At 65.9% G+C, this 15742-nt stretch carries 11 protein-coding genes; 5 read left to right on the top strand and 6 right to left on the bottom strand.

Going from position 1 to position 15742, the window contains the following annotated elements:
* Positions 1 to 60 precede the first annotated feature (60 nt).
* From AQZ49_RS10275 to AQZ49_RS10265, 3 genes are read right to left on the bottom strand one after another with little or no spacing between them, the layout of a single operon-like run.
* Positions 61 to 780, bottom strand: a complete 720-nt coding sequence (locus AQZ49_RS10275) for an SDR family oxidoreductase (protein WP_231739172.1) — start codon at positions 778 to 780, stop codon at positions 61 to 63.
* Positions 781 to 805: 25 nt separating this feature from the next.
* Positions 806 to 1252: a nuclear transport factor 2 family protein gene (locus AQZ49_RS10270; protein WP_082701695.1), complete on the bottom strand. Its 447-nt coding sequence runs from the start codon at positions 1250 to 1252 to the stop codon at positions 806 to 808.
* Between the two features lie 10 nt (positions 1253 to 1262).
* A complete protein-coding gene (locus AQZ49_RS10265) occupies positions 1263 to 1652 on the bottom strand; it encodes a nuclear transport factor 2 family protein (RefSeq protein ID WP_067615190.1) in 390 nt (129 codons plus the stop codon).
* A gap of 117 nt (positions 1653 to 1769) precedes the next feature.
* Here AQZ49_RS10265 and AQZ49_RS10260 point away from each other — a divergent pair, with 117 nt between their 5' ends.
* The 5 genes from AQZ49_RS10260 to AQZ49_RS10240 are packed head-to-tail and all read left to right on the top strand — an operon-like array spanning position 1770 to position 7115.
* On the top strand, positions 1770 to 2630 hold the full coding sequence (locus AQZ49_RS10260; RefSeq protein ID WP_067615188.1) for a DUF8021 domain-containing protein: 861 nt from the start codon (positions 1770 to 1772) through the stop codon (positions 2628 to 2630).
* Positions 2627 to 4792 (top strand): outer membrane protein assembly factor BamB family protein, encoded by a 2166-nt coding sequence (locus AQZ49_RS10255; protein WP_067615186.1) that lies wholly within the window; start codon positions 2627 to 2629, stop codon positions 4790 to 4792. The genes AQZ49_RS10260 and AQZ49_RS10255 overlap by 4 nt, the downstream gene beginning before the upstream one ends.
* A 15-nt stretch (positions 4793 to 4807) precedes the next feature.
* Entirely contained in the window at positions 4808 to 6385 is a 1578-nt protein-coding gene (locus AQZ49_RS10250) for an FAD-binding oxidoreductase (protein WP_067615185.1), read from the top strand.
* Complete coding sequence (locus tag AQZ49_RS10245) at positions 6385 to 6786, top strand: c-type cytochrome (RefSeq protein ID WP_156428240.1); 402 nt, start codon at positions 6385 to 6387, stop codon at positions 6784 to 6786. The genes AQZ49_RS10250 and AQZ49_RS10245 overlap by 1 nt, the downstream gene beginning before the upstream one ends.
* On the top strand, positions 6783 to 7115 hold the full coding sequence (locus tag AQZ49_RS10240) for a hypothetical protein (protein WP_067615183.1): 333 nt from the start codon (positions 6783 to 6785) through the stop codon (positions 7113 to 7115). The genes AQZ49_RS10245 and AQZ49_RS10240 overlap by 4 nt, the downstream gene beginning before the upstream one ends.
* Here AQZ49_RS10240 and AQZ49_RS22560 read toward each other — a convergent pair whose 3' ends face one another.
* From AQZ49_RS22560 to AQZ49_RS10225, 3 genes are all read right to left on the bottom strand, one after another.
* Positions 7116 to 12269 (bottom strand): autotransporter-associated beta strand repeat-containing protein, encoded by a 5154-nt coding sequence (locus tag AQZ49_RS22560; RefSeq protein WP_067615182.1) that lies wholly within the window; start codon positions 12267 to 12269, stop codon positions 7116 to 7118. It abuts the gene before it with no gap.
* A gap of 458 nt (positions 12270 to 12727) precedes the next feature.
* Positions 12728 to 14848 carry an acetate--CoA ligase family protein gene (locus AQZ49_RS10230; protein ID WP_067615181.1) on the bottom strand — a complete coding sequence of 707 codons (2121 nt, stop codon included), beginning with the start codon at positions 14846 to 14848 and terminating at the stop codon, positions 12728 to 12730.
* A 30-nt stretch (positions 14849 to 14878) separates the two neighbouring features.
* Positions 14879 to 15718, bottom strand: a complete 840-nt coding sequence (locus AQZ49_RS10225) for a p-hydroxycinnamoyl CoA hydratase/lyase (RefSeq protein WP_067615180.1) — start codon at positions 15716 to 15718, stop codon at positions 14879 to 14881.
* Positions 15719 to 15742: the final 24 nt, after the last annotated feature.

Raw genomic sequence — 15742 nt, 5'->3', positions numbered from 1 at the left:
CCGTGCGGGCAGGGCTTGTTGACCGCTGCGGGGATACCCCGCGCACGCTCGGTGGCCGACCTACCCCAGCTCCACGCACCCGCCATCGACATAAAGATCGACCCCGTTGATGAAGCTGGCGTCGCGGCTGGCCAGGAACAGCGCGGCGCGGGCCACTTCGTCGGCTTCGCCCATGCGGCCGATCGGCACCACGTCGGCAAACATCGCGCGCATCGCGGCGATCTCGGCCTCGGCCGCGTCGCGCTTGAAGATTTCGGTATCGGTCGGGCCGGGGCTGATCATGTTGACCCGGATGCGGCGCGGCAGCAGTTCCTTGGCCACGATCCGCACCACCGCGCGCAACCCTGCCTTGGCCGCGGCATAGGCGACATTGCCAGGCACCGCCGCGACCGATCCGATCGAGCCGGTCACCACGATCGCACCGCCATCCCGCATATGCGGCAGCGCGGCCTGCAACGCGAAAAACGCACCGCGCAGATTGACCGCGTGGATCTGGTCCCAGAAAGGTTCGGTCACATCGGCAACCGGCGCAAACCCGCCGACCCCGGCATTGAGGAACAGCACGTCGATCGGTCCGAGCGCCCCGGCAAACGCGGCCAGTGCCGCCGCGCAGGCCCCGGTATCGGCCATATCCGCCACACGCGTGATCGCCCCGGTCTCGGCACCGGCCGCCAACAGGGTTTCCGCGTTGCGCCCAGTCAGCGCCAGCCGCGCGCCTTCGCCGGCAAACAGCCGTGCCGCCGCCAGCCCGATCCCGGCATTGCCGCCCAGGATGACCACGGACTGGTCGCGAAACCGTCCCCTTTCAGAACATGGTGTTGGCATTGGCCGATGTCTCCGGAACGGGTTGCAGCACATCCCAGTGTTCAACCACTTTGCAGCCTGCGACGCGGAATATGTCGACCACGGCGTTGCCCCGATCAGACTTGGTCCAGCGCACATGGCTGTGCACGACCACCAGATCGCCCTCGGCAATCACGCGTTTGATCTCGCCGTGCCATTCGGGATGCGCCGCGACAAACGGTTCGAGAAAGGCGATCGCCGCATCGCGGCCATTGGCCGCAAACGGGTTGTGCTGGATATAGCCGGGATCGACCCAGGCCATGAACGCAGCGCGCACTTTGCCCTGCCCATAGAACGCGTCGAGAAACTGCGAGACGATCTGTTTGGGGGCCCATGCACAAGGTTCGGCCTGCGCCGAAACAGGGCCAAGCGCCAGCACGGTTGCCAGCAGCGCAGTGCGCTTCATCATCGTTCTCCCTTCAAAACATCGTGTTGGTGTTCACCGGCTGATCAGGCACCGGCTGGATCACATCCCAGTGTTCGACGATCATGCCCTGGTCCAGGCGGAAGATATCGACCACCGCCAGCCCCGCATCGCCTGGCCAGCGCACCACATGAACATGCACAATCACATGATCGCCATCAACAAAGGCACGGTGAATGGTCTGCACCGCATCGGGCGAATCCGCACGTCGATCATCGAGCCAGCGCTTGAGCGCGGCCACCCCCGGCTCTGCCAGCGAGCTGTGCTGCACGTAATGCTGCGCAATGTATTGATCCACCCGCGACGAATCGAGCGCCATCAGCACGGCCTCGTACATCGCCAGAACGTGTGCCAGATTGGCGGCCTCTTCGGCGCTGCGCCCCATGCCCGGTGATCCTCCCGCGTGGCGCAAACGACAAACCACCCCTTGCGCTCTTTATAACATTTGATACGATAGTGGCGAGGTCGAAACAAGGCCGCAAGCACAATTTCGGGAGAGATCATGGACCGGCAGGCGCTTTACGCCGCGCTCGACCGCTATCTGGACGCGCTGCGCGTCGGGGATGCGGCACAGGTGACCTGGGCGCGCGATGCCCGCGTGTCTGAAAACAACGTGATGCTGGCGATCGGCGACGGGGTCTGGGGCACGATCCAGGGTCTGGGGGCTTATGAATTGCGCTTTGCCGATCCCGCCACCGGGCAAGTCGGCTATTTCGGCACGGTGATCGAGGCGATCGAGGAATCGGGCTTTACCCTGCGCCTGGCGATCGATGCCACGGGCGCCGTGGCCGAAGCCGAAATGGTTATCGTGCGCCAGTCGGACAGCGGCATCAAATTCGAAAACCCGCGCTATTGGACCAAGCCGATCCTCGAAGCCGACGCCGTGGCGCCCATGCCGCGCGCCGACATGGTGCGGCTGTCAGATGGCTATTTCGACACGCTGCAACTGAACGACGGCACCATCCACACCCGTTTTCACCCCGATTGCCAGCGCGTCGAAAACGGCGTGCAGACCACTAACAATCCTGAATTCGCGAAAATCGTGCCGGTGTCGGCGCTGGGGTGCGAGGCGCAGTTCCGTATGGGCAACTATCGTTATGACGATGAATTGCGCGCGCGGCGGTTCCCGATGGTCGATGAGCAACGCGGGCTGGTGCTGGCGTTCGGGTTCATCGATCATTCGGGGCGGCTCGATACGTATCAGTTGACCGACGGGCGCACCGTCAAAAGCCCGGTGCGGCGCCCGCACAGCTTCTACATTTCAGAACTGTTCAAGATCGATCACGGCATGATCTGCCAGATCGAGGCCAATTTCATCACCGTGCCCTATCGCATGCCCTGCCCGTGGGATGCGATCGCATGAAGGCATGGTTGGGACTATTGGCGGCGCTGGCGACCTCACCGCTGGCGGGGGCGGCGTTGCAGGATGTCGAATGGACCAGCCCGGGCGGCGATGCCGGCAAGACGCACTTTTCGCCGCTGACCGATATCGACCCTGGCAATGTCGCGCGGCTGGGGCTGGCCTGGCAGGCAGAACTGGGCACCAACCGCGTGCTCGAAGCGACCCCGGTGATGGTCGGCGGGGTGCTCTATACCAGCGGCGTGGCGGGCCGGGTCTATGCCTTTGACGCTGCGACGGGCCGCGAACTGTGGCGGTTCGAACCCGACATCGACATGCAGATCAACCGGTCGGTGTGTTGCGACATGGCCAATCGCGGGATCGCGGTCGCCCAGGGTCTGGTCTATGTTGGCGCGCTCGACGGCTGGCTCTATGCGCTCGATGCCGGAACCGGCGCGGTGGTGTGGAAAGTCGACACGATCGAGGACCACCATCGCGGCACCAGTTCGACCGGCGCGCCCGAACTGGCCGGGGATCTGGTGGTGCTGGGCAATGCCGGATCGGATTATGACGCGCGCGGCTATGTCACCGCCTATGACCGGCGGACCGGTGCCTTGCGCTGGCGGTTTCACATCACCCCCAAAGACCCCGCGCTGGGCCCGCAGGACAATCCGGAACTCGACGCCGCGCTCAAGACCTGGGACCCGGCCAGCCGGTGGGACATCGGTGCGGGCGGGTCACCGTGGGATGCCATCGCCTATGATCCCGAAACCGGGCTGGTGCTGGTCGGCACGGGCAATGCCGAACCCTACAGCCTGACCGCGCGCAGCCCGCGCGGCGGGCACAATCTCTATGTCTCCTCGATCGTCGCGATCGAGGCGCGCACCGGGCGGATGCGCTGGTTCTATCAGGAAAGCCCCGAGGATCAGTGGGATTACGACGCCACCGCGCCGATGATCCTGACTCACATGACGATCGACGGGCGCGACCGCGCGGTCGTGCTGCACGCGCCGAAAAACGGGTTTCTCTATGCGCTTGATCGCGCCACCGGCGCGGTGCTGCGCGCCAATCCGATCGTGCGGGTCAACTGGGCGCGCCATATCGATGCCGTGTCGGGCGAGCCCGAACTCGACCCCGCCGCCGACATTTCGGCGGGGCCGAAAATCGTGTTTCCCGCCACCCCCGGCGCGCGCAACTGGCACCCCGGCGCCTATGATGCGGCACGGGGCCGCTGGTATGGCGCGGTGCTCGACATGGGCAATCTGATTTTCGTGCCGCCCGGGCCAAAGCCCTATGCCGCCAAGGGGCTCAATACCGGCGCGGCGCTGATCTTCACCAGCGATCTGGCCCGCGCACTGCCCACATTGCCGCCACCGGTACAGGCGGCGGTGAAGGCGCTGCCCGCGTGGCAGGACGTGCTGGCCAATCCCGCGCGGGCCGATATCCGCGCGATCGATCCGTTGACCGGGCAAACGCTGTGGTCCGACCCGACCGGCGGCTGGCAGGATCGCGCGGGCGTGCTGGCAACCGCGTCGGGGCTGGTCGTCCACGGCACGATCGGCGGCGAGCTGCGCGTGCTCGATGCGCAGACCGGGCGCCTGCTCAAATCGATCCGGACCGGCACCACGATCATGGCCGCGCCGATGACTTATCGGCTGGGCGGGGTGCAATATATCGCGGTGATGGCGGCCTGGGGCGGCGGCGGCTATCCTTATGTGCCGACTTATTCCGCCGCCTATCAACGCGGCAACATGGGCCGCCTTCTGGTGTTCCGGCTGGATGGTGGCCCGGTGCCGATCCCGCCGCCGCTGCCCCCGCTCGAAATTGCACCGCCGCCGCCACCGCAGGCGCCGGGCGTGACCCCGGCCACGATCGCGCGCGGACAGGGGCTGTACTTTTCGGTCGGCTGCGCGCTGTGCCATGCCAACCAGCCGCGTTCGATCACCCCCGATCTGCGGCGGATGAGCACCGAGACGCATGCCGCGTTCCGCCAGATCGTGTTGGGCGGGCTGTACCAGGCGGCCGGCATGCCGCGCTGGGACGATGCGCTCAAACCCGCCGACGCCGATGCGATCCACGCCTGGCTGATCGATCAGCAAGCCAAGACCCGCGCCGAAGACCTTGAAAAGCGCAGACGCGGCCTGCCGCTCGATGCGCCCAGCCTTGCCATTCTGTCGAATTATTGAAGGACCAAACGCCGCATGAAACTGGTGCTCCCCCCCCGCCTCGGGCCACGGGCCTTTGATACCGCGCTGTCCGCCTTTGCCGGGGTGGTCGGCAAGGACTGGGTGTTGTCGAGCGATGCCGATCGCGATGCCTATGCCGATATCTATGCCCCCGGCCCTGCCGAACAATGGCCTGCCTCGGCCGCCGTGGCGCCCGCCTCGGTCAAGGAAGTGCAGGCCATCGTGCGGCTGGCGAACGAACACAAAGTGCCCCTGTGGCCGGTCTCGCGCGGCAAGAACCTGGGCTATGGCACTGCCGCGCCGCGTATGGCGGGTAGCGTGGTGCTGGATCTGGGGCGGATGAACCGGATCATCGATATCGATCCCAAACTGGCCTATTGCGTGCTGGAACCCGGGGTCAGCTTTTTCGACCTGCACGAGGCGATCGCGCGCGAAAACCTGCCGCTGTGGCTGTCGGTGCCCGGCAATGCCTGGGGCTCGGTGCTGGGCAATGCGTTTGAACACGGCATCGGCTATACCCCCTATGGCCTGCACGCGCGCAATCTGTGCGGGTTTGAGGTCGTGCTGCCCGATGGCGATCTGGTGCGCACCGGGATGGGCGCGATGACCGGCAACCATGCCTGGCACTTGCACCCGCTCAGCTATGGCCCGACGTTCGATCTGGCGTTTACGCAATCGAGCCTGGGCGTGGTCACCCGCGCCGGGCTGTGGCTGCAACCCGCGCCCGCCGCCTCGCTCGAACTGGTGTTCGACATCCCCCACGAAGACGACATCGGCTGGGTGATCGACACCATCGCGCCGCTGAAAATCTCCGGGACGATCGATCAGAACGTGTTCATCCCGAGCTGGCTGGGCAAGATGGTGCTCAAAGGCCAGCGCCGCGATTTCTGGGACAAGCCCGGCGCCATTCCCGACTGGCGCGTCAAGGAACTGCTGGCGCAATACAAGCTGGGCTATTGGCAAGTGGCACTGCGCCTCTATGGCGAGGACAGCGTGATCCGCGCCAAGGCCGATATCGTGCGCGCGGCAATGGCGCGCAATCTGGCCGCGCCGCCGGCCGAGCACTGGTGGCACAGCGGCGATGAACGCAACGCCATCGACACCACCATGGGCGTGCCGTCGGCAGTGCCCTTGCAGATGAGCGACTGGGTCGGCGGACGCGGCGCGCATATGGGATTTTCCCCGGTGGTGCCCGCCACGTCAGAGCATGTGATGGGCCAATTGAAGCGCAGCCGCGCGATCATCGCCGCGCACGATGTCGATTTCTATGCCAGCTTTACCATCGGCGGGCGGTTTGCCACCAATATCAACATGCTGATGTTCGACCGCGACCAGCCCGAACAGATCGCCAACATGAAGTCGCTGTTCAACGCGCTGATCGGCGAAACCGCCAAGGCCGGGTACGGCGAATATCGCACCCACCTGGGCTGGATGGACACGGTGATGGACACGTATGACTTCAACGGTCACGCGCTGCGCCGCCTGAACGAGCGGATCAAGGACGCGCTCGATCCCAATGGCGTGCTGTCGCCGGGCAAACAGGGGGTGTGGCCGGCGGCCTGGCGCGATCAGGCAAAGGAGGGCCGGGCGTGATGACACCGATTGCACGTTGGGCGCTGGGCGCCGCGCTGACGCTGGCCCAGGCGGGCATGGTGCTGGCCGATCCGCCGCCGCTGCCCCCCTATCAGATGCGCGCGCCTGCCCCGCCGGGCGACCGGCTGGCACCGGGGCGCGATGGCAAGGCGCTGTTCGAAAACCATTGCGGATATTGCCACCTGACTTTTGGCATGGGCACCAATCTGCTGGTCAAGCAGCGGCTGGCCGTCGGTGCCAGCCCGGCCAGCGCCCTGCTGGCCAACCGCGACGATCTGACCGCAGGCTATGTCCGGGCGATCGTGCGCATGGGCAAAGGGGCGATGCCGCCGCAGACGCGCGTCGATGTCACCGATGCCGAGCTGGCCAGCATCGCCACCTGGCTCGGGAGGGGCAAGTGAGGCTGGCGCGTCGGACGCTGATCAAGGGTGGCCTGCTGGCCGGACTTGTGCCGCTCGCCCGCGCGGTGCCGGTCGCCGATGTGGCGATCCACGACAGCCGCTTTGCCGCCGGTCCGGCGCCTGCCGATCGCCTCATCGATCTCGTCGACGAACGGCGGGCGCATTGGGCGCGCATCCGCAGCGGGCTTGCAGGCGCGCGGCGGATCGACGGCGTCAGCACGTGGAGCGATTATGTGATGATCGCCCATGAACTGGAACGGCGCGGCTTTCGCCGCGCCGTCGAAGTTCGCGCCGGGGCCTTGTGGCGCTTCACCCTGTTGCGCCAGTGATCAGAACCGCGCGCGCAGCCCGATGTTGGCCGTGCCCTCGTTGTGGTTGTCGCTGTATTTCCAGTCGATATCGCCGAAGAATTCGATCGAACGGCTGGTCTGCGCGTTGAAGCCCAGCTTGACCAGCGCCGCCGTGCGCGCGGCGCTGACCGCCGCACCGGCAAAGTTGGCCCCGGTCACGCTGGCCAAGGTGCCATAGACCGTGCGGTCGGTCTGGCCGATCTGCTGATCCACGCCGATTTCCAGATGCGGCGTGATCGATCCGGCGCCAGCGCTATAGACCGGCGCGATGCGCAGGCCGGCAATCGCATGGCCATCGTCGTGCGATTGCCGGGCGATCCCGAAATCGAGCGCGCCGACCCCGCTTTCGGTCACGCCATCGCGCGTCTGATGGGTCCAGCGCAGTTCGGCAAACGGGGTTGCCACGCTGTCCTTCAACGGCAGTGACAGGCGCACCGCCCCGCCATAGCCGCGACCGTTGAACTGCGCGAGCGCGGTGCCACCGCCCTGGGTGTCACGCGTCACGTGGTTGGTCGACGATCCATAGAACCCGTCGGCATCGATCCGTGCCACGCCCAGTTGCACACTGGTATAGAGGCCAAAGTCATACTGATCGACTTTTGCACTGGCCGCATAGTCAAACGAATTGGTCGAGGTGTGCTGCCATCCGAACGAGACGCCCAGCTTGATCCCCGCGGCAACCGTACGGTCGATGCCGCCGATGAAGCCGCCCCGGTTGAAGCTGTAGCCACTGGCCAGCGGGGTGCTGTCGGTTTCCCCCGTGCTGCCCAGCGCCTTGAGCCAGACGCCGTTGCTGGCACAGGCGGTGCCGCCGCTGGCCTGGTCGGCGCCCGCACAGTCCACACCGTGGTCCAGCACGGTCCGTGCATAGGCATCGGCGCTGTCGAGCGCCGCAGACAGCGCATCGCCATAGACCGAAGTGCCCTTGGTCGATGCCAGCACCAGATCGACCTCGTTGCCCGCTGGCGCATAGGACAGGCCATAGACCAGCCCCGGCAGTGCCGCGCCGCTGGCCGTCAGCGTGCTGAAGGTGCCGGTGACCGATGCGGCGGTCAGGATCGGATAGACGTGCGAGGCATACGTGCCCGGATCCAGCGTCACCGCAACCGTGCCCGCGATCGAGGCCGTGCCGGTCACTTGCAACAGCGACGACTGGGTGGGTGAAACCTCGATCGCCAAAGTCGAATTGGCGCCCTGGACATAAGAGCCGACGGTCAGCGTGCCGATGCTGCCACCCGGCCGCACCGTACCGCCTGCCGTGTTGGTGACCGCACCCAGGATCGTGCCGTGGCCTTCCAGCGTGGCCCCTGCACCAACCGTCACGCCGCCCGACGAAGCATTGAGCACCGCGCCCGGCGTAGCCGCATTGCCCACTTCCAGCGTGCCCGATGCCACCGTCACTTTGCCCGAAACGGTATCCTTGCCCAGCAGCACCAGCGTGCCGGTGCCAAGCTGGGTCAGGGCGCCCGTCCCGCCGATATTGCCGGTGATCGTGACGGTGTCGCTGCGGTTGAACACCAGCGTGCCATTGTCGGCAAAGTCACCCGCCACTGCGCCCGATGTTCCGCCCGTGCCGATCCGCAGCGTTGCACCGCTGCCGATCGAGGTGAGCCCGGCATAGGTGTTGTCGCCGGTCAGCGTCAGCGTGCCGCCCGCAACCGTCAGCCCGCCTGATCCGGCGATCACGCCGGAAAAGGTGGTGGCGGCATCGGTCACGGTCAGCGTCCGGTTGCCCAGAGCGACCGCGCCGCTGCCCGACAAGCTGGTGATCGAAGCACCCGCAGTGGTGCCCGAAATATCGAACACACCGTTGGCCGCCACGCCCGAAGATGCGGCGATACTGCCGCTGCCGGTCAGCGCCAGCGTCGCGCCATTGGCGATGGTGGTCGCGCCGGTATAGGTGTTTGCACCAGACAGCGCTTCAGAGCCGCGCGCGATGGTCAGCGCTCCGCCCGTGCCGCCGCTGAGGCCGCCATCGGCGATAACGCCCGCAAACGCGCCGCTCGCCTTGGTCAGGACCAGCGTCTGGCCGCCCAGAGCAACCGCACCGCCGCCCGACAGGCTGGTGATCGACGCACCCGACGTGGTGCCCGAAATGTCGAACGTCCCGTTGGCGAGGACTCCCGACGATGCGGCAATGCTGCCCGTCCCGGTCAGCGCCAGCGTCGCGCCATTGGCGATAGTGGTCGCGCCGGTATAGGTGTTTGCACTCGTCAACGTCTGCGAACCGCCCGCGATGGTCAGCCCACCGCCCGTGCCGCCGTTGAGGCCGCCGTCGGCAATCACGCCCGCAAACGTGTCGCTCGCACTGGTCAGGATCAGCGTCTGGCCACCCAGATCAACCGTCCCGCTGCCCGAAAGGGTGGTGATCGACGCACCCGACGTGGTGCCCGAAATGTCGAACGTCCCGTTGACAAGGACCCCCGACGATGCGGCGATGCTGCCGGTGCCGGACAGCAGCAGCGTCGCCCCGGTGTTGATGGTGGTCGCGCCGGTATAGGTGTTTGCACCCGACAGCGTTTCCGAGCCGCCCGCGATGGTCAGCGCCCCGCCCGTGGCTCGAGAGATGGAGGCATCGGCAATCACGCCCGCAAACGTGCCGCTCGCGTTGGTCAGCGTCAGCGTCTTGGCACCCAGGCCGACCGAACCATTGCCCGACAGGCTGGTGATCGACACACCTGCCTTGGCCTTCGAAATGTCGAACACACCGTCGTCCAGGACATTCGATGATGCCGCAATGCTGCCATTGCCTGTCAGAAACAGGCCGGCGTTCGTGGCGATGGTGGTCGCACCGGTGTAGGTATTCGCGCCAGACAGAATTTGCATGCCACCCGCGATCGTCAGCGACCCGCCGGTGCCGCCATAAAGGCCACCATCGCTGATCACGCCGCGAAAGATCGTGTCCGTCTGGGTCAGGATCAGCGTCTGGCTGCCCAGTGCGACCGTGCCCGTGCCAACCAGGTTGGAGATCGACGCCCCCGACGTGGTGCCCGAGATATCAAGCGTCCCATAGACCAAGTCGGACGTCGATGCGGCAATGCTGCCCGTACCGGTCAGCAGCAGCGTCGCGCCGCTGGTGATGCTGGTCGTGCCGGTATAGGTGTTTGCACCCGACAGCGTCTGCGCGCCGCCCGCGATGGTCAGCCCCCCGACCGTACCGCCGTTGAGGCCGCCGTCGGCAATCACGCCCGCAAAGGTGCCGCTCGCGTTGGTCAGGATCAGCGTCTGGCCACCCAGAGCAACCGCCCCGCTGCCCGACAGGCTGGTGATCGACGCACCCGACGTGGTGCCCGAAATGTCGAACGTCCCGTTGGCGAGGACCCCCGACGATGCGGCGATGCTGCCCGTGCCGGACAGCAGCAGCGTCGCCCCGGTGTTGATGGTGGTCGCGCCGGTATAGGTGTTTGCACCCGACAGCGTTTCCGAGCCGCCCGCGATGGTCAGCGCCCCACCCGTGCCGCCGCTGAGGCCGCCATCGGCGATCACGCCTGCAAAAGTGTCGCTCGCACTGGTCAGGGTCAGCGTCTGGCCACCCAGCGCGACCGTGCCACTGCCCGACAGGCTGGTGATCGACGCACCCGACGTGGTGCCCGAAATGTCGAACGCGCCATTGGCCGCGACCGCGCTGGCACTGATCGATCCGGCGCCGGCCAATGCCAGGGTTGCCCCGGTATCGATCGTGGTGAGCCCGGTATACGTGTTCACGCCCGACAGGACTTCGACGCCGCCGGCCTGTTCAAGGCTGCCGCTGCCCGAGATCACGCCCGCAAAAGTGCCGCCGCCGGTGTTGACCAGCGCCGCGCTCAGCAGAACATTGCCGCCCAGTGCGCCGCCGCCGGACAAGCCGTTGATCGTCTGGTTATAGCCGTTCAGATCCAGCACGGTGCCCGCCACATTGTCGAGCTGCACCGCGGAATTGGGCGAAAAGGCGTTTACCGCACCAGCCTGCAGCGTCGCGCCGCTGACTTCGGTCGTGCCGGAATAAGTATTGCCGCCCGCATTGCTCAGCACGATCGTGCTGCCCAGATTGCTGCTGTCGGTAAAGATCAGGCCGCCTGCACCCGTGAACGTACCGGAAAAATTGGCGTTGTTGCCGATCGCATCGATGGTGTTGCCGACATAGGCTTCAACGGTGAAATTGCTCGAAACGGTGGTCGCGCCCGGCACGACCTGTAATGTGCCACCCTGAAAATCCGGGTTGACCGTCGTGCCCAGATCGCTCGTCTGATAGGGCCCGTTGGTATCGATCGGCGTTGCCGGCGCGGCGGCCAGATAGATGAAGCTGCCGCCACCGCCGCCGCCGCCCCAGATGCCGCCAAAGTTGCCGTTCTGGCCACCTCCGCCGACTACGATATCCAGCGTGGTGCCACCCGTCAGCAGGTCATAACCCGATGCCAGCGCCCCATATCCGCCGACGGTGCCAATGTCACCGCCGCCGCCTTGTGCGCCGATGGCCTCGATCAGATAGGACCCGGTCGTCGGCACGACATATTGAACGATCGTGCCGGTATAATCAAAGGTCGTCGTGCCAATGATCACTTCGCCGTTGAGGCCATTCACACCCTGCGCAGACGAACCGTTATAGTCGGCAGTCAGCGTCACCGACGTCAGCGAACCCGCGACATAAGAGCCGCCCCCGCCGCCGCCTGCGGTAGCACCCGACCCGCCGCCGCCGCCCGAATACCCGCCGCCGCCGCCGCCGCCCTGAAATCCGGCACCGCCGCCGCCGCCAAAGCCGCCGGCAGGTTGGCCGTTCGAATTCTGCCCTCCAAGCCCACCGGCAAAGGTGGGTGCAGACTGGCCGCCAAGCCCGGCCTGGCTGGCCTGTCCACCCGAACCGTCGGCGCCGTTGCCCAAAAAGCCGGCCCCGCCGCCGCCATCGGTAAATCCTGCGGTGCCACCGCCTCCGCCCGACCCTTCGGTGCCGCCCGCGCCGCTCGTTGCGGCAACCCCACCGGTACCATCCGCCCCCGATGTGCTGACTGTCGCGCCGATCCCGTTGACACCTTCATAACCAGCACCGCCGCCACCGCCAGCAACCACCAGCGCGGTTTGCGCCTGCGCCGTCCCCGCGATGGCGAACATACCGATGATTGCCGTGCTGGCGATCAATTGTGACTTCAGTCGCAACATACGTAATAGCCCCTGTAATTTACGTCGGTCGAATCGCGGCAGTCGCGAAAAATCGTTGGCATGTCTATTTGACCGCAACAAATTTTCAATAGTGGGTCAGACCACTTGCCGATGTTTTCATCGGATTAATATTCATTAAACATTTCTGAAATGTGATGTTATCTCCACCAATCTGGCGGAAAAAAGATTGCTGTCACCAATCTTTCGCGCTGGTTGGGAACCGGGCCCGTAAATGGCGGCCGGCTTTTTACCCCAAACGCTGCAAAAACAGCGTGTTCCGAGACATGCCGTGATTTGCCAATGCGGTCAGCCGCAGCACTCGGTCAACGGGATCTCGGGACGTACGAGGCCGTCACCCCATTTACCGTTCTGGTACAAACCAAACGGGGCGCGGCCTTCGCCGCGCCCCGTCCGTTTGGTAGATCTGTGCCGCAAACGCAGCACCGCCCCCGCGTGGTCTATTGTGCGAAAATGAGCGCATCGAGCGCGATCACGCCCTCGCCCGCAGGATAGAGGATGACCGGATTGAGATCGAGTTCGGCCAGACGGGGTTCGCTTTCCAGCAGCCGCGCCACCGTCACGATCAGCCGCGCCAGTGCTGGCACGTCGAGCGCAGGCGCACCGCGCCAGCCCGCCAGCAGCGCCGCGCTTTTCAGCTTGCCCAGATCGGCAATCACTTCAGCCTCGGTCATGTCGGGGGTGAACAGGCGCACGTCCTGCAGGATTTCGGCGGTCACCCCGCCAAATCCGGCCAGCACCACCGCGCCCCATTCGGGATCGTTGCGCCCGCCGACGATCATTTCCACGCCGCGCGGCCCCATCGCCTCGATCAGCACACCGTCGAGCGCGATCGTCGCGTCATAGGCGGCAACGCTGGCATGCATGCGATACCAGGCCGCGCGCACTGCATCGTCATCGGCCAGATTGAGGATCACCCCGCCCGCATCGCTTTTGTGGCTGAGCGCGCTGGCCTGTGCCTTCATCGCCACCGGATAGCCCAGGCCTTGCGCAGCCGCGACCGCAGCATCGGCATCGGCCGCAAAGGCGCCTGCGGGGAACGGCACGCCGAGTGGTGCGAGCAGCGCCTTTGCGCGATATTCGGGGACCACCCCCGCCTCGTCAGCCAACGCGGGCAACGGCAACGGCGCAATTGCCGCACCGTCGGCGGGCCCACGCGCCAAACCCAGCCGGGCGAGTGCCGCCAGCACGCGCTCGGTGGTGGGAAACCACGGCACGCCCCGCGCGCGCAGGGCAGCGATATAGTGGTCGGGCATGCGCGCGCCTTCGTCGAGCCCGGCAAAGATCATCGGTTTGGTCAGCGCGCGGCCATCGAGCGCGGCGAGGATCGCGGGCACCTTGATGTCCGCAGTCGCGGGGTCCGACTGGATGATCCCGGCCACAACCGCCCCCACCCGGTCATCATCGAGCAGCGCGGTGATCACCTGGGTATAGAGCGAAGGCTGGCTGAGCCCTTGCGCGGTCAGATCGAGCGGATTGCTGACCGGCACAAACGGCGGTAACGCCGCGCGCAAGGCGGGCGCGTTGGCGTTGTCGAGCGCGGTCAGCGGCAGGCCGAGCCGTTCGGCCTGATCGAGCACCATCGCCTTGAACGCGCCGGATTCGCCCAGCACGGCAATGTCAGGCCGCGCCAGCGCCGGGCAGCGCACCAGCAATTCGGCCAGATCGCCCAGTTCCTGCAAGGTCTCGGCAAAAATCACCCCGGCGCGCGCGACTTTGGCGCGCATCAACTGGTAATCGCCCGCCATCGCCCCGGTGTGGGTCGCGGCGGATTCGCGTGCCGCGCTCGATGTGCCGGGATGCAGCAGCACGATCGGCTTGCCCGCCGCGCGTGCGCGCCGCGCGGCGGCCAAAAACCGCGCGGGTTTGCGAAAGCTTTCGACGATCATCGCGATGACCTGGGTATCGGGATCATCAATCAGCCAGTCGACATAGTCTTCGACCCCGCTGACCGCTTCGTTGCCGGTGGATACCGAAAAGCTGGTCGGGATCGCGCGCGCGATCAGCACCGTGCCGACCACCGCCGCCATCGCGCCTGATTGTGACACCACGCCCACCGCACGGCGCCCGGCGGGCGGCTCGCAGAACGCTTCGACAAAGGTCAGCGGGATCTTGTCGACATGATTGACCAGGCCCAGGCAATTGGGCCCTTCGATCACCATGCCCGCCGCATCGGCGACAGCGGCAATTTCGGCCTGTTCGGCCAGACCCTCGGGACCGTCTTCGGCAAAGCCTGCGGAAAACACGATCGCCGCGCCGACGCCACGCGCGGCCAGCGCGCGCACCGCGTCGAGCACCGCCGGACGCGGGATCGCCAGCACCGCGACATCGACACCCATCGGCAGATCGGCAATGCCGGGCAGGCATTTACGCGAGCCGATCGTGTCGCGCTTGGGATTGATCGGCCACACGTCACCGGCAAACCCGGCGCGATCGAGATTGGTGATCAGCGTCGCGCCAAGCGCGCCCGGCTTGTCGCTGGCGCCGACCACCGCCACCGATTTCGGCCGCAACAGTCGCGCCAGCGCAGCGCGTGCGAAACGCGGTGACGTGTCAGACATGCATTCTCTCCACCGCTATGCGTTATGCGTTCAGCCTTTGATTTTCGACGTGTCGAACGTGCCCAGCCCGGGCTTGAACGTCTTTTCGTCGAGGAACTGCTTGGTCGCTTCTGTGCGCGCGGCCACGCCGCCAAAACTGTGCAGCGCTTCCTGTGCGCGGATCAGATAGTCCTCGGCATTGTCATAGGTCATTTCGGTCATGCGCCGAATGGCCCACTTGGTGGCGCGCAGGGCATTGCCATCCTTTTTCAGCAGCGCCTCGGCAATTTCGAGCACGCGCGCGTGCAGGCGATCGGCCGGCACCGCTTCGGTGATCAGGCCCTGTTCGGCAGCCTGCGTGGCGGTCAGGTTTTCGCCCATCATGGCGTGATAGAGCGCCTTGCGCAGCGGCATCAGGTCGACCGCGACCTTTGACGCGCCGCCGCCGGGCAGGATGCCCCAGTTGATTTCCGACAGACCGAATTGCGCATCGTGCGCCGCAACGGCGATATCGCAGGCAAACAGCGGGCCATAACCGCCGCCAAAGCACCAGCCGTTGATCATTGCGATGGTCGGCTTTTCATACCAGCGCAGACGGTCCCACCAGCTATAGGCTTCACGCTGCGCCTTGCGCACGGCGCCCAGCCCTTGTGCTTCGGTCTCGCGGAAATATTCGCGCAGATCCATGCCGGCCGACCAGGCTTCGCCTTCACCGGTCAGCACCAGCACGCCGACATCGTCGCGAAATTCCAGATCTTCGATCACCTGCTTCATGCGGCGATTGAGCTTGGGGCTCATGCAATTGCGTTTTTCGGGACGGTTGAACTTGACCCAGGCAATCCGGTTTTCCACCGAAAATGCCACAGTATCCTCTTCGCTGCGCTCGCTCATGGGACCCTCTTTCGTGATCTGGCT

Source organism: Novosphingobium sp. FSW06-99 (assembly GCF_001519065.1).
Lineage (GTDB): Bacteria > Pseudomonadota > Alphaproteobacteria > Sphingomonadales > Sphingomonadaceae > Novosphingobium.
Note: the sequence above shows the minus strand (reverse complement) of the source record. Positions and strands in the feature narration are given on the sequence as shown.

Excerpts from the sequence above, each read along its gene's own strand:
- AQZ49_RS10270 (WP_082701695.1), bottom strand. The coding sequence starts at position 1,252 with ATGATGAAGCGCACTGCGCTGCTGGCAACCGTGCTGGCGCTTGGCCCT.
- AQZ49_RS10250 (WP_067615185.1), top strand. The coding sequence starts at position 4,808 with ATGAAACTGGTGCTCCCCCCCCGCCTCGGGCCACGGGCCTTTGATACC.
- AQZ49_RS10225 (WP_067615180.1), bottom strand. The coding sequence starts at position 15,718 with ATGAGCGAGCGCAGCGAAGAGGATACTGTGGCATTTTCGGTGGAAAAC.
- AQZ49_RS10260 (WP_067615188.1), top strand. The coding sequence starts at position 1,770 with ATGGACCGGCAGGCGCTTTACGCCGCGCTCGACCGCTATCTGGACGCG.
- AQZ49_RS10255 (WP_067615186.1), top strand. The coding sequence starts at position 2,627 with ATGAAGGCATGGTTGGGACTATTGGCGGCGCTGGCGACCTCACCGCTG.
- AQZ49_RS10230 (WP_067615181.1), bottom strand. The coding sequence starts at position 14,848 with ATGTCTGACACGTCACCGCGTTTCGCACGCGCTGCGCTGGCGCGACTG.
- AQZ49_RS10265 (WP_067615190.1), bottom strand. The coding sequence starts at position 1,652 with ATGGGGCGCAGCGCCGAAGAGGCCGCCAATCTGGCACACGTTCTGGCG.
- AQZ49_RS10245 (WP_156428240.1), top strand. The coding sequence starts at position 6,385 with ATGACACCGATTGCACGTTGGGCGCTGGGCGCCGCGCTGACGCTGGCC.
- AQZ49_RS22560 (WP_067615182.1), bottom strand. The coding sequence starts at position 12,269 with ATGTTGCGACTGAAGTCACAATTGATCGCCAGCACGGCAATCATCGGT.